Below are 20,921 nucleotides of genomic sequence, written 5' to 3' on the forward strand. Positions count from 1 at the left end.
CAGCTAACTTCGTAAAGCAAAAAGCGCTTTACGAAGTGGATCTTCAGATCGCGCTGTTCCTGCAGGAGTCGTAGTGTATTTCCGTCGCTTACTATTTCAACCATAACAGGCCTTTTGAATATTTTCATATAGTTCACTGATTGCCAAAATCACAATATAACTTTTGATAAAATAGATAAGGCATTTCCTTGTTGTATTAGTAATGCTAACCAGCGGAGGAAAAATGCGAGACTCCTATGGGAAAGGAACAGTCTGAAGACCCCGCAGTGAGCGCTTTTTGCTCGCGAGGAGGCTGAAGCGTTCCCCATGGAAAGCGAGTGTTTTTACGCAGCGGCATATTAACACGGAACTTATAAAGAATAGAACGAAATCTCGATGAAGTGACGTCGCATTTCCTCTTAAGTTCGTAAGTTGAAACGTAATGATGCTTACGTAAGGAGTACGAAGTCAACTTCAACTTTGGAATAGACTTCCTTGTTAGACCTAGACTTAAATGCCTATTTCACTCTGTTAAAATTAAGTTACTTATCTATATTGGTATATATTTTTTTAAAATAGCGGTAAAACACATAATTTAATAGGATACCAATAACCAATAGAACCTCTATAACAATTAAAAGTAAATTATCTTGGAACCTTGAAACTAATAAATAACCAAATCCGATACATACGAGTAACTGAAATCCACCCATCACTAAAAAAACCTTATATTTGAAAAAATCTTTCAATTTTAAAAGCCCCCAACTAAAATAGTATCTTCCTTCTGCTATTTTAGCATAATTATTTCTACTGGCTACACTTTTATAACGAGGTTCGTGTTACTCTCTCTTTTTTTTGAAAACAGCTAACTCATACGCATCAATAGTTACACAAGAATCTAGTAAACAGCTTATCTCTGTCACTGTTTCCCTTTTGTTGCTTAGTGATTTTTCCCATCTTCCAAGCGCTGGCATCTCTACTTTGATCGTTTCATTCGTTGGATTTATAAAAACAACCAAATCTTCATCCGCTCCTGCTAATAGAAAGCCTAATGCCGGATTTTGAGCACGAATAATATGCAAGCGATGTTCAATTTCTTTTGCATTTCCAAGTCGTAGTAAACGGTGTGCTTTTCTGAATTGGATTAATTGCCTGACCCACTGCACATTTTGGTCTTCTATCTCGCGCTGTGACCAATCCAATTGATTAATCTGATCACCTGATAGATAACTATTTTCATCGCCCTTCTTTGTCCGAAAAAATTCCTGTCCTGCATGGATAAATGGGATACCTTGGGATAGTAATGTTAATCCTGTTGCTAATTGATGCATCTGTTTTTTATTTTCATTTGAAGTTGTCGGATTTGAAAGGTCTAATCGATCCCACAAGGTGTGATTATCGTGACACTCGACATAATTTACAGATTGTAACGGGTCAGAAAACAGTGAATTTCCAAATCGTTGATCAGAGGAACCTGCAACGAGTTGTGGCATTTTTTCATTATACATACCATTGCCATTGACGTACCCTGTGTCTAATTGATCAAATAATTTTCCTTTGACAACATCTCGAAAGGAATCATTAAAAAAGCTAATACCCATTAAATGATCACTTTGATTCGTGGAGGATTTTTGTTTAGGTAAAAGCGGTGTGTCTAATTCCCATCCTTCACCTAGCAACAGAATCGGACGATCTTCTTGGTTACATCGCTCACGAATTGCCTGCATCGTTTCCACATCGATTATCCCCATTAAATCAAAGCGGAAACCATCGACAAGATATTCGCTTAACCAATAGTCGACACAGTCCAGAATAAATTTACGAACCATTACTCTTTCTGTCGCAAGGTCGTTGCCTGTACCTGTTGCATCGCTAACTTTACCATCCGGTTGATATCGAAAAAAGTAGCCAGGTAGTACTTTTTCAAAATCAGAATTTTCATGATCATAAACATGGTTAAATACGACATCTAAAATGACGGACAATCCTTCTTTATGAAAGGCATGAATCATTTCTTTACATTCCTTGACACGCAAAACTGGGTCGCATGCATCTGTCGCAAAACTTCCTTCTGGCACAAAATAATGCAGTGGATCGTACCCCCAATTATAGCCTTCACTAGGATTCAATTCGTCTACTCGTGCAAAATCCTGAAGCGGTAGGAGTTGAACGTGGGTACAACCTAATTCCCTTATATAAGACAAACCTGTCGAATAACCAGCAGGATTCGTCGTGTTTAATTCAGTTAGTCCAAGAAATTTGCCGCGATTGCGTTCAGTGACACCACTTTCTTCCGCACTTGTCGCATCCCGGACATGAAGTTCATAAATAATCGCATCCGCTTTTGACACAGGCGCATACGTTTCATTTCTAAAATCTACCGGGTCTGTCCGGCGACTATCTAAAACGACACTCTCTATACCATTTGGTGTCAGCCCTTTTGCATAGGGATCGTTGATTTTGTTTTTTTCTCCATTAACTGTAATTAAAAAATAATAACGTGCTAAATGATAGTCTCCACGTACGGCAACTGTCCAAACGCCATTTGGCTTTTTTTGCATGAGATATTCTTTCTGATTTAAGCTAAGTACCATATTTGTCGCTGTTGGTGCCCAAATCGAGAAGGACGTTTTTCTACGTGAATAGTTCACGCCAAGTAAGGCCTCACGTGCATCGTATTTTTCCTCAAAAATGTCCGTACGAACAATTCCTCTTGGATAGATCGGCAATTCCATGTCTATCCAATATAGAGTCATTTCCTCATCACTATTTGCACTTTGCTCGAGTATAATGATCACTTCTTTTTCGTTCCAATCCATTGATTCGATAGCATAGATCTGCTGCTTATCTTTTATAACTGGCTTTATTGTTGTATGTTGTAGTACCTCTGTGAATACAACACGTATTTTATTTGGTTCGTCCAACCATGCGCAGTTTTTTTTCATTTGTTTGTCCTCATTTCTACATACTAGATAATCTTAAATTAGGTTATAAAGTATCGATCAAACACGTATATCTAACTATAAGAGAACTGTTCCACTGCAAATGATTATGCCAGCATAAACTAAAATATTTCTCTTTTTACAGTTTGTTTAAAATTTAAATACATCTTTTCCCAGGGGGGTTCCATGTCAACTTTCATATCTGATCCAGATGTGTTTTTATTTCATCAAGGCACTAACTATTATAGTCATCAGTTACTCGGTTGCCACCAAGAAATACAAAATAATAAAAAAGGGCTACGTTTCATTGTCTGGGCACCCCATGCGGTTTCACTTGCGGTTGTTGGTGATTTTAATAACTGGACTGGTAACGATTATCCGTTAGAGCGCTTGAATCAATCTGGACTTTGGGTTGGGTTCTTCACAACGATCATGCCTAATGTTTGCTACAAATACCAGATCACAACATCAGATGGTGCCGTTTTATTAAAAGCAGATCCGTATGCACAACAAGCCGAAGTTCGACCACGGACCGCTTCAATAACGCCTACTCCTGATCTGTATAGGTGGCAAGATGCACAGTGGGAACGGAAAAAACAAACGTATCACTCTTATCGTGAACCGATTCTCATTTATGAAATGCATCTCGGCTCTTGGCGAACAAAGGAAGATGGTAGTCTTTATTCATATAAAGAACTAGCCGAACAATTAATTCCGTATGTAAAAGAACTTGGTTATACACATATTGAATTACTACCACTTGCAGAGCACCCATTTGACTTATCATGGGGCTATCAAATTACTGGCTACTATGCCGTGACAAGTCGTTTCGGTAGTCCGAATGATTTCAAATATTTCGTTGATCAATGCCATCAACATGATATTGGTGTGATCATGGACTGGGTACCTGGTCATTTTTGTAAAGATGCCCATGGTCTACGGCAATTTGATGGGGAAGCTTTATACGAATACGCAGATCCAAGAAAGGCTGAAAAAAAGTCATGGGGTACCCTTACCTTTGATTTTGGTCGACCAGAAGTACAAAGCTTTCTTATCTCAAATGCAATCTTTTGGTTAGATAATTATCACATCGACGGGCTCAGAATTGACGCAGTCGCCAGTATGGTGTTCCTCAATTTCGACCGGCAAGATGAGACAGAACAACTGACAAATAGTTTTGGTGGTAATGAGAATTTAGAGGCACTTGCTTTTCTGAAAAAATTAAATGAAGTTGTCTTTAAATTCTTCCCAAATGTATTAATGATGGCGGAAGATAGCTCAGATCTTCCTGGCATCAGTAAACCAACCTATCTCGGTGGCCTTGGTTTTAATTTCAAATGGGATATGGGCTGGATGAACGATATGTTGCAGTATATGGAATATGATCCTGTTTATCGGAAATGGCACCATAATCTACTAACCTTTTCATTTATGTATATGTACAGTGAAAACTTTGTCCTACCGCTTTCTCATGACGAAGTTGTACATGGAAAGCGTTCCTTGTTAAACAAAATGCCTGGTGATCAGTGGCAACAATTTGCTAATCTACGGCTACTTTTTGGCTTTATGATGGTACACCCTGGCAAAAAGTTAATCTTTATGGGGGGCGAATTTGGTCAGTATATCGAATGGCGAGACCAACATGAACTCGACTGGTTGCTATTAGAATACCCGCTTCATACCCAATTACTTGACTATGTTAAAGCACTTAATCATTTCTATCGTAATACACCATCTCTTTTCACACTAGACCACGATCCAAATGGGTTTGAATGGATTGATGCAGATAACGTCGATCAAAGTATTATCGCTTTCAAGCGTAAAAGTAACGAGGCTTCCGAAGCTGTTTATATCGTATGCAATTTCACACCAAACGTGCATTACGATTACAAAATCGGTGTAACAGAACCAGGTAAATACTACGAAATATTTAATTCTGATTCTTCAATTTACGGTGGATCAAATCAATGCAATACAGACTTACATGACAGTTTCCCAACAGAATGGCATGGTAAATCAGACCATATTAAAGTGAAAGTACCACCTTTAGCCATCTGTGTTTTTAAACACGATAAGGTCTTATCTTTGGAGGTGGATTGACCATGAAAAAAGAATGCGTGACGATGCTATTAGCAGGTGGGGTCGGAAAACGATTAGGATTATTAACGAAGAATCTAGCTAAACCTGCCGTCCCTTTTGGTGGAAGATATCGGATTATTGACTTTGCATTAAGTAATTGCTTAAACTCTCATATGCATACAGTTGGTGTACTCACCCAATATTCTCCACTGGAGCTCCATAAACATATTGGTGTTGGAAAACCGTGGGACCTAGACCGGATGCATGATGGATTAACGACCCTTTCCCCTTTTATTGAGAACAACGGCGGGAACTGGTATCTTGGCACAGCCGATGCGATCACCAAGAACATTAACTATATTGAAGGCTACGATCCAGAGTATTTACTCGTCATTTCTGGTGACCATATTTACCATATGGACTATGATAAATTGTTGCAACATCATAAAGAGAACGAGGCAGACGTAACCATTTCCGTTCTTGAAGTACCATGGAATGAAACATATCGGTTTGGCATACTCAATACAACCGATGATCTCCGAATCTATCAATTTGACGAAAAACCAGTTGATGCAACTAGTAACCTAGCATCAATGGGTATCTATATTTTCAACTGGAAAGTCTTAAAACAGTATCTTCTGCAGGATGCACAACTAGCCGATTCTGAACACGATTTTGGCAAGAATATCTTACCGACAATGCTCGCTGATAATCGCTATCTCTGCGCCTACCAGTTTGAAGGGTACTGGAAGGATGTTGGCACGATTCAAAGTTATTGGGAAGCACATATGGATTTGTTTGATAAGGATTTAGCACAGTTATTAAGTAATAAAGACTGGTCGATCTATTCACACGATTCGCAATTCCCACCACAACTGATTGACGAGAACGCACTAGTCCGTCGTTCCCTCGTAAATAATGGGTGCATGGTTTCTGGAACCGTTGAAGAATCTGTTTTGTTTGAAAATGTTGTGATTGATGCGGGTGCAGTTATTCGGCAGGCAATCCTTCTTCCAGGTGTCCGGATTGGAGAAAATGTGCAACTAGAACGTGTGATTGTCCAAGAGAATGTCTCGATCCCTCCTGGCACGAAAATTATCGCAAGTCCAGATGAAGAGCCAATTGTTTTATCAAATGAAAAAGTAAAAGCCATGTGAGGAGGTGCATATAATGGACACAATGATGGGTTTAATTAATTTAGAGCATGAACAAGATTTCTTAGATGAATTAACCTATTTTCGTAGCGGTGCTTCTGTACCATTCGCTGGGCGCTATCGCTTAATTGATTTCACTTTATCTAATATGGTTCGCTCGAACATTCAAGAAGTAGCCATTTTTGCTCGAAGTAAATATCGCTCCCTTATGGATCATCTTGGGTCTGGTGCAGATTGGGACTTAGATCGACGACATGGTGGGCTATTTATTCTCCCACCAGATTGGAATGATCCGACTGATATTTCTAAAGGCGATTTAAAACATTTCCACAACAATATTGATTATTTTAAACGTGGCAAGTCAGATTATGTCTTAATAAGTGGCAGCCAATTCATTTCAAATACGGTTTACGATGATCTGTTCCAGTTTCACCTTGAAAGAAAAGCAGATGTGACACTTTTAACAACATCATACGAAAAGTCACTGCCAGAACATAGCGCTTGTATGAAGGTAGATCAAGATAATAAGCAATGGGTGACGGGTCTTTCAAATGATATCAAGAACCCTTGTATTTTTACCGGGGTTTATGTGCTACACAAAGATCTTTTACTCCAACTCATTGATGATTGTATTGCCCATTACAAAGGCCATTTCTTTTTGGATGGCATCAAGGCGAATCTTGAACGGTTACACATACAGGCCTATCAGTATGATGGATACAGTGCGATTGTTAACTCTGTCTCGAGTTATTATCGTAATAATATGGCCTTACTCGAAAAAGAAGCTTATAAAGATTTGTTTTTCACAGGGGAACATGTATTGACCAAGGTTGGTAATCAGGCACCAACCACCTATCATGATCAGGCAGACGTCACAAACTCCTTAATTGCAAGCGGTTGTGAGATTACTGGAGAAGTGACGAATAGTATCTTATTTCGGGGTGTCAAAGTTAATGAGGGAGCGATTATTAAAGATTCGATCATTATGCAGCGTTGCATCATTGAAGGTGGTGCCCATCTAGAAAATGTCATCCTAGATAAGGATGTAACGATAACAAGGAATCAAGAACTTCACGGTGCAAAAGAGCAACCTTTCGTAATTGCAAAACGACGAAAAGTATAACGAAAGAAAGGAGCACGAACAATTGGTTGATAACATCTTATTTATCGCATCGGAGTGTACACCTTTTGTAAAAACTGGTGGATTAGCGGATGTGGTTGGCTCCTTACCACAGGCGCTCAATCAAAATGAAAATATAAAAGTATCTGTCATCCTACCACTTTATCAAGAAGTTATCGAACAGTGGCAGGACGAATTAGAACAGGTTGGTTCTATTTTCGTACCTGTTGGCTGGCGTGACCAGGAGGCAAGTCTCTATAAATTAACCCAACAGAACATCGTCTATTATTTTATTGGAAACGACTACTACTTTACCCGTAAAGGTGTCTATGGGTATTATGACGATGGCGAGCGCTTTGTTTTTTTCTGTCAGGCCGTAATCGATGCAATTCCCAAACTGGATTTCCAACCGAACATTCTACATGCACATGACTGGCAAGCGGGTTTAGCACTAGCATTCGCAAAAATTCACCAACCAATTAAGCCATTAAAAACAGTATTCACGATCCACAACATCAAGTACCAAGGCATTATGCAAATCGATGCTTACCAGGATTTATTCAACTTACCATCTAGTCACATTAGTGGCATAGAATGGAATGGTCTAATAAATTGCATGAAAGCTGGTCTATTTCATGCCGATAAAATTACTACCGTAAGTCCGAGCTACGCCGACGAAATTAAAACACCTTACTACGGGGAAGGTCTGTATCCTCTATTGAATGAACGCCAAAACGATTTAGTGGGCATTATTAATGGGATTGACTTAGATGAATATGACCCAATGACAGATCCGCATCTCCCCTACAATTATGCGTATTCACGATTAAAGAAAAAAAAGAATAAAAAATATATCCAGGAAAAACTGGGCCTTCCGATCGATGATCAGGTCCCAATGTACGTCATGGTCACCAGACTAGTCGAACAAAAAGGGCTTCATTTACTCGAGGCAATTATTGATACATTTTTACAAGAGGATGTGCAATTTGTCTTATTAGGCACTGGCGATTACGCGTTTGAAAACTATTTCTACCATGCAGCAGAAAGAAATAAAGATAAATTAGTAACCTATCTAGGTTTTGATGAAGGATTAGCACGACAACTTTATGCCGCAAGTGATTTCTTTGTGATGCCTTCCTTGTTCGAACCATGCGGCTTGTCGCAACTGATCGCCCTTCAATATAAATCTGTACCAATTGTCAGAGAAACAGGCGGCTTAAAAGACACTGTAACACCCTACAATGAAATAACACAAACTGGAAATGGATTTAGCTTTTCGAATTATAATGCCCACGAATTGTTAGACATAATGCGTTATTCCTTACAGATCTATCATGATCCGGATCAATGGGCTTCCTTGCTAAAAAACACGAACAAAAGTCAGTTTGGCTGGGCAGATTCCAGTCATGCATATGCCGAACTATATCAAACGCTGATTGATGATTTGTAACTTTAGGAGGTGTTTAACCATTGGGGAAACCTACCGTCGATCAATTTATCTTATTGATCAAAAATAAACTGAAACAGCTTTACGAGAAAAAAATCAATGAGGCATCACCAGCTGAAATATATGAGACGATTTGTGCGATTGTTAACGAAGAAGTAAAGAAAGATTGGCTTCATACCGAAGCTGCTTATTCACATAGAAAACCGAAACAAGTCTATTATTTATCAATGGAATTTCTAATTGGACGCTTGCTAAAAAGCAATTTATTAAATACAGGTATGTTACATATTTGTAACGACGCCTTAACTGCTCTTGATTTGTCACCTGAAACCATTTATAAAGAAGAACAAGACCCTGGATTAGGAAATGGTGGATTAGGACGCTTAGCTGCTTGCTTTTTGGATTCCTTAGCAACCCTCCACTATCCAGGTCACGGATTTGGTATTCGCTATCGATATGGCATGTTTGAGCAACGATTTATCAATGGCTACCAAACTGAACTTCCAGATTATTGGTTAAAAGATCCCTATCCATGGGAAACACGAAAAGCCGATGAAGCGTTTGAAATACAGTTTGGTGGGACGGTCCATATGCTTGAACAAGCTGATGGAACGCTTGAATTCAAGTATGAAAACACCGATAAAGTGTTAGCTGTTCCTTATGATGTCCCAGTAGTTGGTTATCAAAATAAGGTCGTCAACACACTACGTTTATGGAATGCCGAGCTACCCGCTTCAGCGAACCAATCGCTTATCGATAAGGATCAGTCTAGCTATTACAAAGAATTAAAACATAATCATGCAATTGAGCAATTATCCGGGATGTTATATCCAGATGATTCGAACGACTATGGCAAAAGACTGCGAATTAAGCAACAATATTTTTTAGTAGCCTCAAGTCTACGAAAAATCATAACCGACTATAAAACACACAACCGACTACCACTCATCCACCTACCAAAGAAAGTAGTCATACAAATAAATGATACCCACCCTAGTCTAGCGATACCAGAATTAATGCGGATATTGATGGATGAAGAAGGATTAAGTTGGGAAAAGGCTTGGGATATTACCACACACGTTTTTGCCTATACGAACCACACGATCATGCATGAAGCATTAGAAAAATGGCCAATCCAGATGATGGAAAGCTTGCTCCCTCGCCTTTACATGATTATTGACGAAATCAATGAACGCTTCTGCCAAGGCATTTGGTTTGACCATCCAGCATTACGCGACGAGATACCTGGTATGGCTGTGATCGCAAATGATCAGATCCATATGGCACATCTCGCCATAATCGGCAGCTTTAGTGTGAATGGTGTTGCCAAATTGCATACCGATATATTAAAAACAAAAGAAATGAAAAACTTTTATAGCCTTTTTCCAGAACGTTTTAATAACAAAACAAATGGTATTACGCATCGTCGCTGGTTACTAATGTCAAATCCACGATTAACTGATCTGATTACCGAAACAATTGGACATCGCTGGTTACGCCGGCCTCGTGAATTGACCCAACTACTTCGTTATATAAAAGACAAAGCCTTACTCGAAAAACTAGAACAAGTAAAGAAGAAGAATAAACAAGATTTAGCATCCTATATCCACCAAACAACTGGCATCTTAGTGGATGATCAATCGATTTTTGATGTCCAAATTAAACGACTACATGAATACAAACGGCAGTTACTCAACATTTTTCATGTCATGTATTTGTATAATGAACTAAAAGCAAATCCTAGCCTAGACATCACACCACGCACATTTATTTTCGGTGCCAAAGCAGCACCAAGTTATTATTTTGCAAAAGAGGTAATTAAACTAATCAACACTGTTGCCTCCGTTGTTAACAATGACCCTGTAATAAAAGATAGGATTAAAGTCGTTTTCCTTGAAAATTACAACACTAGTTTAGCAGAAAAAATCATTCCCGCAGCTGACTTAAGTGAACAAATTTCAACTGCTGGAAAAGAAGCATCAGGAACTGGCAACATGAAAATGATGATGAATGGTGCCCTCACAATCGGGACATTAGATGGAGCAAACATTGAGATTAAGAACCACGTCGGTAATTCAAATATTTTTATTTTCGGCTTACAGGCTGAGGAAGTTTTCAACTATTATCAAGACGGCACGTACAATCCCAATGAAATTTATCAAAATGACGAACGCATTACGCAAATAATGGATCAGCTAAGAAGTGGCGCATTCGGCCGTGACGTCGAATTCACTGATATCTATTACCACCTCCTCTCCACTAATGATCCATACTTTATTTTAAAGGATTTTGACAGTTATGTAGAAACCCAGCAAATGGTTGACCGCAATTATCGCGATCCAGATAAATGGTTCTCAAAAACACTGATCAACATCGCGCATTCCGGCAAATTTTCAAGCGACCGGACAATCCAAGAATATGCGACAGGTATTTGGAAACTTCAAAAACAATAGGAAGCAAGGGGCGCTGTGAATTTACGATGGCGCCTCTTTTTATTGTGTTGTGCGGATGATTTTTGTGATTAAATTGTGTTTGTGATTAAATTTCGGGTGTTTGTGATCATTTGATCGGCGATGTGATCAACTGTTTGCGCTTGTGATCATTTCGTGACGTTTGTGATCAAACAATCGCCATTTGTGATCAAATCATTAAATTTTTAAATCTTTCCTTTTGACACTGCATTGAAAATAAGGTATATTACCAAATGGGCGAACAATTATTGTTAACCTTATATTTAATATTCGTATTTAGAGGTGTTTATAATGGAAAATGTATTCGATTACGAAGATATTCAATTAGTTCCAGCAAAATGTGTGGTAAATAGCAGATCTGAATGTGATACATCTGTTACATTAGGTGGCTATAGCTTTAAATTACCAGTAGTTCCTGCAAACATGCAAACAATTATTGATGAAAAGATTGCTTTATATTTAGCCGAAAATGGTTATTTCTATATTATGCATCGTTTTGAAACAGACAAGCGCATCGCTTTTATAAAAGATATGCAAGCACGTAAATTAATCGCTTCGATTAGTGTCGGCGTAAAAGAAGAAGAGTATCACTTTGTCGAGCAATTAGCGAAAGCGGAACTTGTCCCTGAATTTATTACAATTGATATTGCACACGGTCATTCTAATGCAGTAATTGAAATGATTCAGCACATTAAGAAACACTTACCAACAACTTTTCTTATTGCCGGCAATGTCGGAACTCCTGAAGCGGTAAGAGAATTAGAGCACGCAGGTGCTGATGCAACAAAAGTTGGTATCGGACCAGGAAAAGTTTGTATTACAAAAATTAAAACAGGCTTCGGTACTGGTGGTTGGCAGTTAGCCGCACTACGTTGGTGTTCGAAAGCCGCAAGTAAACCAATTATTGCAGACGGTGGAATCAGAACCCATGGTGACATAGCAAAATCCGTTCGATTCGGCGCATCTATGGTCATGATTGGCTCTTTATTCGCTGGCCATGAAGAATCACCAGGAGAAACAATCGAACAAGATGGCAAACTGTTTAAAGAATACTTTGGCTCCGCTTCAGAATTTCAAAAAGGCGAAAAGAAAAATGTTGAAGGCAAAAAAATGCACGTCGAATATAAAGGGCCTCTCCAAGACACATTAGATGAAATGGAGCAAGACCTACAATCATCTATCTCCTACTCAGGTGGTAGTAAACTAGAAGCTATTCGCAATGTCGACTACGTTGTTGTGAAGAACTCCATCTTTAATGGAGATAAAGTATATTAAATCGAAACGGGAAAGAACTAGTTTGTTAGTTCTTCCCGTTTTTTAGCTATCAATAAACCTTCTTATCGCTGGATTACCTCTCAGATGCAACGTTTAGAATCGTGCTTTTCTTTACTGCGACAGGAAAATTTTTATCAAAAGAGTGCCATAAAAATCAAATTAAGTTATACTTTTTTAATCGATTATTGTAGAGAAATGATATATAATAAAGGGGAAATGAGGAGGTGAAAAAGAAATGGAAGAACGGTTTGATCCTATGGAGAACATGCTTGGTCAGCTAATTGGCATGGTTGGAGCGATGAGTAAAGAACAAAAGGAAATGAAAGCGGATATTACTGCTATCAAAACAGAACAAACTTCTATGAAAACAGATATTACCGCTATTAAAGAAGAACAAACTTCTAGGAAAGCGTAAAACGAAAATAGACACCTAGAAATTTTAAAAAGGTTTTCAACGATGGAAGCTGATCACAATTTAATCTGGGGAAAAGCTGTCAACAACGAGTGCGATATTGCCAAAATGAAAACCCACGTTTTCCCTCACAACAAATTTTAGTTTTAACTCCCAAAACAAAACGTACCAGATTAGGTACGCCTAATCTGGTAAATATCATGCTACTTATTTATTTCATATTCTAGACAAAAGCTTATTTAGGCCTTTCAATAGTAAAAATCTCTCCGATTTTCGCGTAATCATTTCCTGCTAAACGACTAACAGCCGCCAAACCGTGCGGGTCAATTCTACCATCTTGATAAATCGCTTCATCTATGTGAAATTGGACTACTCTTCCAATCACTAAATCACATGTGGATTCTTTATCGCCCAATTCAATTACTTGTTCAAGCACACATTCCATCCGGATTTTTGCTTCCTTTACACCTGGCACTGAAATCTTCATACTTTCGACCTTAGTTAAATTCGCTAGCTCAATCTCACTTTGATCAGGCGGCAGACTTGCAGCTGTTTGATTGATTTGATCGACATTTTCCTGATCAACGATATGTACAACAAACTCACCTAACTCGTTGATATTTCGTGCAGTATCCTTCCGCAACCCTTTTGCTCGTTGAAGCGATATAGATATTAATGGTGGATTAGCTGTCACCACATTAAAATAGCTAAATGGCGCGCCATTTAACGTACCATCCTCTGCTTTCGTCGTTACAAAAGCAATTGGTCGTGGAATAACACTCCCAATTAAAAACTTGTAATTATCTCTTTCACTATTTTCTGATGGATCAATGGAAAGCATAAAAACACCCCTTTTTAAACTTAATTTAACTCGTGACTTGTTTCGTAATATATGTTGATAATACTTGCTTCTACATATTTCTCTATGATCTCACTATACCGTCATTTTCGCCAACTATATGGCTTAATCTCTCATTTTTCTAGATGATTTTATTATCGCCACAACGATGCTAATGATTCATTAAAATTTCAGCCACTTATGTGATGCCAATAGAAATTATAGTGAGACTGTTGAACAAAGCCTATAGATTTATAAAAAGGCGACTCAGAAATAACATACGCTTTTTTTGCACCCTTTTCATAACATTTTTTTAAAGATTCCAATACCACCGCTTTACCAATCTCCATACCACGGTATTGCGGTATGGTACAAACTGGTTCAAAATAAGCATAATCAGTAGTAGGATTATACCAGCATCCACAATAGGCAATATATTCGCCTTTTTCATTTTCAGCAATTGTGTGTAAATCGGGATTTAAATGAGGTGCCGACAGCATTCTTTTTTGTTGATTAATTGTTTTTTCATCATAAGGTACACTTCCATCGTTTTCAAATCCCTCCCATAATACTTTGTGATGCTTATATAAATCCTCCTTTATATGAAGACTTTTCATTCTGATACCTTTTGACAAAAAATAACTAAAGGTAATGTTCGCCATATTTATCTCAAGTATGTTTTCAGAATTGTTATCCTCTCTGAACCCATTATGTAGTAAAAAATTTATCCTTTGCGTATCAGATTCACAAACTGCAATACCAAGACCATCTTCATTACTAAAATTAGCAATAGCATATTCTAATATTTCTTTTTCAAGTTCCTCATATCCTATCTTAACTGCATAAAATGCCTCACCAAAATAATGATCATAAGTCGTTATACCCACCAACACATTATTACTACTACAAAACCATAAACCTATCTTATCCGTTAAACTATTATTAAACTCAGGATGAAATACCATCCATTCCCACCGCGCCCAATTCCAATTAATATGTCTACGTTCATCCTTTGATACTTCAATCAAAAAATCACAAACTGTCTCATAATAGGAGCTATTAAATGTTTTAAATAATGTTTTCATTAAATATCCTTCCTTAAGCAGCATTTTTTTCATCATAGTTACTATTGTTTCGGTAATTTTAATTACATTATTTCACAATTTATATTTTTATTTTAACATAAAAAGCTCATCTATTTACTTATTTAAAATATAATCTCAACTCAATTTTAGATCACAAAAAAAGACTAAGTTCTGAATGTCTCAGCGCTTAGTCTCATCTTCTATTTCATATTTCCCTTTGCCATTTTGACCATTTCTTTAACCATATTCCCACCGATGGAACCGCCAACTTTGCCAGCATCCTTTGCTTTCATTTCACCATTATAACCTCTCGTTAATTCAATCCCTTGTTCTTTGGCAATTTCGTATTTTGCATCTTGTTCCTTGTTGACATTAGATAGTTTTGCTTTTAACTCGTCTAAACCTACTCGTGCTTCTGGGACAAGTATCTTATTTCTTCTGGACACGTGCCTTCATCTCCTCTAATCTTTATGAACATAGTATCCCTAAAGATCAGCTAATTATAAATGCGAGTTTTATAAAGTCTAATTCGCCATAAAATCAAAGCGCTTTTTTTACTCATTATACAAATCAAATGACTCTTCAAAACCGTCCCATTTAACTGTTACTTGTATCACTTCATCTTCTTGATTTTTTGCTACACCCCTCGAACTGCCTGTATTAGTTGCTACCTTTTTAGGACTGCCTATTTCATTACTATTCATAGTTCCCCCTCCACCACCACTGGAAGCTTCATATGAATAATTCAGCTGTTTGATGGATGCATATATACTTTTATCTCCAATAAAACTTAAGACTCTCACGATCTTCTTTAATCAAATGATTAGCTGTATAAACACCGATACCAACAAAAGCAATAAGTAAGATACACACTTTTAATAGCTTCATTTCTACCTCCCGAGAATATCCTTATCTCATTCTAATCTAGACGCGATGGTGAAAATGTCATATGTCCTTTTTCTTGTTGGTAATAGGCTAACCTATCTTTTAGCGTACCGGTATGAAACTCAAATTTATGACCATCTGGGTCAGTAAAATAGAGTGACTTTTTATCTCTCTTATCCCTCGGTCGTCCAGGTAAAATGTTTACATTATACGCTTTTAGTTTTTCATACATTTAATCATATTCCTCTTCTTCAATTGTGAAAGCTATATGTGTATAGGAGTCATTTATTTCATTACGTGGAATATCCTCTTCGACATTGAGAGCAAGCCAAATACCCGCCAATTCAAAATAAGCTGTGCTCCTACCCTTCACTAACAATTTAGCATCAAATATTTTTTCATAGAACTGAATAGATTTATCTAAATCGGAAACTGAAAACAAAAAATGATTAAGACCTTTAATGGCCAACTAAATCACCACTTTCAGGAAAGTATTATCTTCATTATAATGAATAAATATGAAATATGAAATATGATTAAAGATTAATACAAAACAGCTCATATTAATTTGAAATTATATTCTTATTGATTCAATTTTAACTTAATGCTACTTACCTATGTATATACTAACGTACTATTTACAGAAACGCTCCAAATCTGAGCATCTTATAAAGGATTATTTCTTAACGGCGCATATATTTTCCTGAAGGACCATATTTTTTCTGGAAGGGTGCATATAAATTCGTAACAGCTCATATATCTAGCGGAAGGGCGCATATATTTCCGTAACGGCTCATATTTACTCAAATCCCTCCTATATGAGCCGTTATTTAACTCCATTCCGACTCTTTTATACCTAACAATCTATCGTTACGTCAATAACAGAGGCACTTATTAAACCACCTACTAATCCAAACAAAAAAAGCTTCTCCATTAACTGATGAAGCCTCTATCATTTTAATTATCGGTCAATTGCATCGTTGTAATACATGTATCATCATTTTTATATGTAGCTATCTCTGATTCTACATTCTTACCATCTTGTTCAATCGTAACGTGATACGTTTTATCGCGTGGAAGCCAAAAATCGATAAATCCATTAGCTTGGGACGTCATGACTTCATCTAGATAAACATTACCATCTGTATCTTCGATGTAAATATTAAAATCTTGATCCGCCAATTCGCCACGGCAACCTGTTAAACTATGCGTTGCACAAGGGTGTGTTTCGTCAATATATGGAGCAATAGAAACAAAGAAATCATCTTCTGGTAACGCATAAGTTGAATCTCCATCACTGTCCGTTACAACAAGTTGCTCTGAAGTAATTGAGGCAGCTTCAGCCTTTTTGGCACCAATACTGTATTCATTTACTAACTTTCTTATATTCAGTGTTTCCTTTTCTTCGGAATTATTAAAAATCACTATAAATAAAACTGCTACAAACGCGATCGCAACAAGTCCAATCATAGTAAAAGTATTTTTCTTCATCTTAATCACCTCCTAATTCTTTATTCCGCATTTTAAGTTCATTTATTCACAATAGTTATTTTAACACAAGAAAACAACTCGTGTGCGACTATCCTGTTAATTTTATTCGAGATATTTATGTTCCGTACTTAACAATATACGCAGCTTAATAGACAAATCAAACAGGAAGACAATCAAATTCGACTGTCTTCCCTTTTCCATTTATTCAAAGAGCGCCATTTGTTCATTCTCGCCGAGTCGATCTATCGTTGTTGGATCATGATCTTGGAAGTAAGCATGATGGAGCCACTTTTCCTTGGTCATTACTTTCTTACTTGAATCGGTTGATTGTCTTAACCGATAGCTATAGATAACTGGGAAGTAATCTTGAAGGAATTTCCCTTCTGCATGAGAAACTTACATTCTACTAGATTTCGCTAAAAAAAGCAGTTACTTAGTTATTCCCGTGCACTGTAATCATACTCATTTGGCTTTGATTGAGAAAACGGATCGGCAGGATACTTGTTCCTAATCCACTATCAATATAAAGATATTTTCCATCTCCTCGCTCAAATATCCCTTTATCAAATGCTGGAAAGAAACCTTGATCTGGTGCGACTACACCACCAATGAATGGTAAGCGTACTTGTCCACCGTGCGTGTGTCCACTCAGTGTCAAATCTACTGGACTTTCGATGAAACTGTTTGATGTGTCGGGTGTGTGTGACAGTAACACCGTGTAGTTGTCTGGGTTAAGTCCATCTAATGCTGCTGCAAGGTTGTCATGTTCTGTTGAGCTATCACCAATGCCAACAAGATTGATCGTCGCATTATCTAGGGTAATTGTCGTGTGCGCATTATCTAACATACTGACATTTAGCTCTTCCAATCCCGCAAAAAATACTTCTGTATCTGGATTATCCCATTCATGATTTCCCGATATAAAATAAACGTTTTCATTTAATATCATAAGTTCCTCAACTAATGCAAACATGTCCGTAAAATCACTCGTTTTTCGATCGATAAGGTCACCCGTAATGACAATGATATCTGCATTTAAATCCTCGACTTTTTTTATTAACTTTTTGTTTTGATCACCAAAAACTTTATTATGTAGATCACTTAATTGTAGAATAGTAATAGATGAACGATTTGGCATCTTTTCCGTTTCAAACGCAACCTGATTTACTTTAAAAAGGTTAGTATCGTAATATGCTTTAATTCCCACCAGTAAAACAAATAATAGACTCATATAAATAATAATCTGTTTCTTTTTCATCGAACAACCCCACCTCAATAGCAATATTTTACCATGTTGTCACCTTATTGTCTCTAATTTAAAGAAAAACTAAAAAGTAGCTACCGCCAGAGAAGCAGAGTAGCTACACCATTTTACTTATAAAACGGAATGGATAAATGCTTTAATCCATTACTGTATATTGGATGATCAAATTCTTAATTCGTATGTTGTGGTATCCCGACTTCTACATCTTCAATTAACCACGTTACACTATAGTTATCGGTTTGATAGGTTATCCGATATGGACCATTTCCAGATGCAGTGAAATATAGCGGTCCATGTATTGTATTACCTGGCTCAACTTTTCTTTCATGTACAAGATCGTCCAATCCATATATATCTAGTTCTTGTCTTGAAAAATCCTCAACGATAAACGCTCTAGCAGAAGCATATTTACTTAAAGTTGAAACATTCTCAAAGGAAAGTCCCATTCGCACGACATATTTTGGCGAATAGATTTCATCCTCTAATCTTCTGGCAACGGTCGTCCCACCAGTAAAAGTGATATTAGCTCCACCAATCTCCACCTCTTCACGCATGGCGAATGTCCCTAAATCCTCACGACTTGCTACAATTTCTTCTTTTTTTTCCTTTTCACGTTGTTCAAACGACTTATTAAATGCAACAATCTCTTCTCCTTCAGAATCAACAAAACGAATCGTTGGTTCGGTTTGATTTTGGTAATAGGTAGAAGCCTTATATGCTTGGCGAAGGTTTTGATCCAAGAAATCTGTTTGAGCTTCACTAATATCCTCTTCTGAACCAATTTCTTGTAAAACTTTGGCTTCGATTGTTTCATTATCTAGTAGTTCAAGCGTTAAAACACCAGCATTTTCTTTCGTTTGAAACATTTCTAAATAGTCTAAATACTGCTTAAATTCATCTTTACTTAGACGGATTTCCTCTTCGCTCCAGTCTTCTAAACCAATCTGTGACCAGTCCCGTTCTGATTCAACTGTCTGCTTTGTGTCATTCGAACATGCTGTCATAAAACCAATTAATAAACATATAATAACTACCTTTTTCAAGATGAATTCTCCTTACTAATAATATTTCAAGTCAATTAACTAGAATCTTATCATCTAATCACATTGATGTCTTGACCAAAAGGGAATACCTCACTTTTAATAGTACTTTTTTATATTACAAACTTCTATTAATTAAGTCTTCCACACACTTCAAAAATATAGTTAAATGCTTGTTAATTAACTTCAAAATCATGCTATACTTGACTTAACACATGAATTTATTAAGTGATCGATTGTTATATCGAGGAAGGTGATAGATTTTGTTTGATGGTTCAAGCGTGTTGACTTTCATACTGTTCATTGGTGTCAGTTTTATGTAGAGTTAAAAAAAGAGAATGATAAACTAAAAGAAGCGCTAGAATATTTTCAAAATAAATATAATAATTAGAAAAAGACCTCAAGATAATTTGGCCCTTTTCTTATTTAGACCCTATATTTTAAACTGTTAAGTGAATGAATTTTTAGACAACCTAAAAAACTATAAAGAAGAAGCTATACGTTTAGATATTTACATTTTACTCAAAAAATGAATTAAACAGGTATTAACCCAAACTTAATTCATAATGATAAAATTGGGTATCCTTTATGTAACCACTTTTTTCATATAACCTTTGAGCGGAATCATTATCTGGTGCTGTACTTAGGCTTATACTTTTGGCATTTGTTTCAATAGCAAATTCTTTCGCTTTTTGTAAAAGTATTTCTCCTATTCCTTGTTTTCTAGCTTCTTTAACTACGTATAAGTCATTTAAAATCCATGCTCTATTCATCGCTATAGAAGAAAAATTCGGATATAGTTGTGTAAACCCTACATATTTTTGTTTGTCTTTAACAACAAATATAACAGCATCCTTGTTTTCTAAACGTTTTTTAATGTAAGCTTTAGCACCATCTATATCTGATGTTTGTTGATAAAATACACGATACTGATTAAATAAATTTGAAATGCCTTCTAAATCTTCAATCGTAGCTTGATAAGACTCCATTGAAATTTCCTCCCCATTGATTAAGTACTTCACACACATTATATTAACATATATATCCAAAAAAATAACGCAAAAATAATGCGTCATTGATTTTCCAATGCAGCATTCATGTTACTATATAGAAAAAGAATATAGGGGGAGATTTTATGATATTAGAGACAGTTGCTATTCAGGTTAAGCAAGAAAAAATGTCCGAATATGAAGTAGCTTTTCGTGATGCCTCAAAGATTATTTCTTCGATGAAAGGATACATATCACATGAATTACAGTCTTGTTTGGAGGTAAAGGGTAAATATTTATTATTGGTTAGATGGGAAACGCTAGACGATCATACGATTGGATTTAGACAATCAAGCGCATATCAAGACTGGAAAAAACAATTACACCATTTCTACGATCCATTTCCAGTAGTGGAACATTTTGAAAATGTTGATCTTAGTTAAGTAATGT

The 20,921-nt window shown here is 36.8% G+C and carries 17 protein-coding genes and 1 pseudogene; 8 read left to right on the forward strand and 10 right to left on the reverse strand.

The genetic code is table 11. The features are described from left to right. Positions 1-818: 818 nt before the first annotated feature. Complete coding sequence (gene pulA / locus D2K60_RS10755) at positions 819-2,924, reverse strand: type I pullulanase (RefSeq protein WP_117169998.1); 2,106 nt, start codon at positions 2,922-2,924, stop codon at positions 819-821. 183 nt (positions 2,925-3,107) lie between these two features. Between pulA and glgB the strand changes: the two genes are divergently transcribed. The 7 genes from glgB (at position 3,108) to D2K60_RS10790 (ending at position 12,882) form a co-directional block, all read left to right on the forward strand. After that, entirely contained in the window at positions 3,108-5,021 is a 1,914-nt protein-coding gene (gene glgB / locus D2K60_RS10760; protein WP_117169999.1) for a 1,4-alpha-glucan branching protein GlgB, read from the forward strand. A gap of 2 nt (positions 5,022-5,023) precedes the next feature. Further along, a complete protein-coding gene (locus tag D2K60_RS10765) occupies positions 5,024-6,157 on the forward strand; it encodes a glucose-1-phosphate adenylyltransferase (RefSeq protein ID WP_117170000.1) in 1,134 nt (377 codons plus the stop codon). Between the two features lie 13 nt (positions 6,158-6,170). Further along, positions 6,171-7,277 (forward strand): glucose-1-phosphate adenylyltransferase subunit GlgD, encoded by a 1,107-nt coding sequence (glgD, locus tag D2K60_RS10770; RefSeq protein ID WP_117170001.1) that lies wholly within the window; start codon positions 6,171-6,173, stop codon positions 7,275-7,277. 22 nt (positions 7,278-7,299) lie between these two features. Continuing rightward, the gene (locus D2K60_RS10775; protein WP_117170388.1) at positions 7,300-8,724 is read left to right on the forward strand and encodes a glycogen synthase; all 1,425 of its coding nucleotides are present in this window, start codon (positions 7,300-7,302) and stop codon (positions 8,722-8,724) included. A gap of 20 nt (positions 8,725-8,744) precedes the next feature. Further along, a complete protein-coding gene (locus tag D2K60_RS10780) occupies positions 8,745-11,174 on the forward strand; it encodes a glycogen/starch/alpha-glucan phosphorylase (protein ID WP_117170002.1) in 2,430 nt (809 codons plus the stop codon). A gap of 309 nt (positions 11,175-11,483) precedes the next feature. Next, on the forward strand, positions 11,484-12,467 hold the full coding sequence (guaC, locus tag D2K60_RS10785) for a GMP reductase (protein WP_117170003.1): 984 nt from the start codon (positions 11,484-11,486) through the stop codon (positions 12,465-12,467). Between the two features lie 235 nt (positions 12,468-12,702). Then, entirely contained in the window at positions 12,703-12,882 is a 180-nt protein-coding gene (locus D2K60_RS10790) for a hypothetical protein (protein ID WP_117170004.1), read from the forward strand. Between the two features lie 232 nt (positions 12,883-13,114). On the opposite strand, the gene D2K60_RS10795 is transcribed toward D2K60_RS10790, so the two are convergent. The 9 genes and pseudogenes from D2K60_RS10795 to D2K60_RS10830 all read right to left on the reverse strand — a co-directional run bounded on the left by D2K60_RS10795 (position 13,115) and on the right by D2K60_RS10830 (position 20,471). Beyond that, positions 13,115-13,720 carry a flavin reductase family protein gene (locus tag D2K60_RS10795; protein ID WP_117170005.1) on the reverse strand — a complete coding sequence of 202 codons (606 nt, stop codon included), beginning with the start codon at positions 13,718-13,720 and terminating at the stop codon, positions 13,115-13,117. A gap of 188 nt (positions 13,721-13,908) precedes the next feature. Continuing rightward, complete coding sequence (locus D2K60_RS10800) at positions 13,909-14,802, reverse strand: GNAT family N-acetyltransferase (protein ID WP_117170006.1); 894 nt, start codon at positions 14,800-14,802, stop codon at positions 13,909-13,911. A gap of 200 nt (positions 14,803-15,002) precedes the next feature. Continuing rightward, positions 15,003-15,248 carry an alpha/beta-type small acid-soluble spore protein gene (locus D2K60_RS10805; protein WP_117170007.1) on the reverse strand — a complete coding sequence of 82 codons (246 nt, stop codon included), beginning with the start codon at positions 15,246-15,248 and terminating at the stop codon, positions 15,003-15,005. Between the two features lie 108 nt (positions 15,249-15,356). Then, positions 15,357-15,506, reverse strand: coding sequence for a hypothetical protein (locus tag D2K60_RS20660; RefSeq protein WP_162880753.1), 150 nt, complete (start codon positions 15,504-15,506; stop codon positions 15,357-15,359). Positions 15,507-15,721: 215 nt separating this feature from the next. Continuing rightward, positions 15,722-16,156 (reverse strand): annotated as a pseudogene (gene fosM / locus D2K60_RS10810) (FosM family fosfomycin resistance protein). A gap of 488 nt (positions 16,157-16,644) precedes the next feature. Then, the gene (locus D2K60_RS10815; protein WP_117170008.1) at positions 16,645-17,178 is read right to left on the reverse strand and encodes a CueP family metal-binding protein; all 534 of its coding nucleotides are present in this window, start codon (positions 17,176-17,178) and stop codon (positions 16,645-16,647) included. Positions 17,179-17,611: 433 nt separating this feature from the next. Further along, the gene (locus D2K60_RS10820; RefSeq protein WP_117170009.1) at positions 17,612-18,436 is read right to left on the reverse strand and encodes a metallophosphoesterase; all 825 of its coding nucleotides are present in this window, start codon (positions 18,434-18,436) and stop codon (positions 17,612-17,614) included. A gap of 176 nt (positions 18,437-18,612) precedes the next feature. Next, the gene (locus tag D2K60_RS10825; RefSeq protein WP_117170010.1) at positions 18,613-19,485 is read right to left on the reverse strand and encodes a hypothetical protein; all 873 of its coding nucleotides are present in this window, start codon (positions 19,483-19,485) and stop codon (positions 18,613-18,615) included. A gap of 542 nt (positions 19,486-20,027) precedes the next feature. Next, positions 20,028-20,471 (reverse strand): GNAT family N-acetyltransferase, encoded by a 444-nt coding sequence (locus D2K60_RS10830; protein WP_117170011.1) that lies wholly within the window; start codon positions 20,469-20,471, stop codon positions 20,028-20,030. A 146-nt stretch (positions 20,472-20,617) separates the two neighbouring features. Between D2K60_RS10830 and D2K60_RS10835 the strand changes: the two genes are divergently transcribed. Further along, positions 20,618-20,914, forward strand: a complete 297-nt coding sequence (locus D2K60_RS10835) for an antibiotic biosynthesis monooxygenase family protein (RefSeq protein WP_117170012.1) — start codon at positions 20,618-20,620, stop codon at positions 20,912-20,914. Positions 20,915-20,921 lie beyond the last annotated feature (7 nt).

Source organism: Paraliobacillus sediminis, assembly GCF_003426055.1.

Bases quoted from the DNA above. Each gene is read 5' to 3' on its own strand.
- pulA (WP_117169998.1), bottom strand. From the start codon at position 2,924: ATGAAAAAAAACTGCGCATGGTTGGACGAACCAAATAAAATACGTGTT.
- glgB (WP_117169999.1), top strand. From the start codon at position 3,108: ATGTCAACTTTCATATCTGATCCAGATGTGTTTTTATTTCATCAAGGC.
- D2K60_RS10765 (WP_117170000.1), top strand. From the start codon at position 5,024: ATGAAAAAAGAATGCGTGACGATGCTATTAGCAGGTGGGGTCGGAAAA.
- glgD (WP_117170001.1), top strand. From the start codon at position 6,171: ATGGACACAATGATGGGTTTAATTAATTTAGAGCATGAACAAGATTTC.
- guaC (WP_117170003.1), top strand. From the start codon at position 11,484: ATGGAAAATGTATTCGATTACGAAGATATTCAATTAGTTCCAGCAAAA.
- D2K60_RS10790 (WP_117170004.1), top strand. From the start codon at position 12,703: ATGGAAGAACGGTTTGATCCTATGGAGAACATGCTTGGTCAGCTAATT.
- D2K60_RS10795 (WP_117170005.1), bottom strand. From the start codon at position 13,720: ATGCTTTCCATTGATCCATCAGAAAATAGTGAAAGAGATAATTACAAG.
- D2K60_RS10800 (WP_117170006.1), bottom strand. From the start codon at position 14,802: ATGAAAACATTATTTAAAACATTTAATAGCTCCTATTATGAGACAGTT.
- D2K60_RS20660 (WP_162880753.1), bottom strand. From the start codon at position 15,506: ATGAATAGTAATGAAATAGGCAGTCCTAAAAAGGTAGCAACTAATACA.
- D2K60_RS10815 (WP_117170008.1), bottom strand. From the start codon at position 17,178: ATGAAGAAAAATACTTTTACTATGATTGGACTTGTTGCGATCGCGTTT.
- D2K60_RS10820 (WP_117170009.1), bottom strand. From the start codon at position 18,436: ATGAAAAAGAAACAGATTATTATTTATATGAGTCTATTATTTGTTTTA.
- D2K60_RS10830 (WP_117170011.1), bottom strand. From the start codon at position 20,471: ATGGAGTCTTATCAAGCTACGATTGAAGATTTAGAAGGCATTTCAAAT.
- D2K60_RS10835 (WP_117170012.1), top strand. From the start codon at position 20,618: ATGATATTAGAGACAGTTGCTATTCAGGTTAAGCAAGAAAAAATGTCC.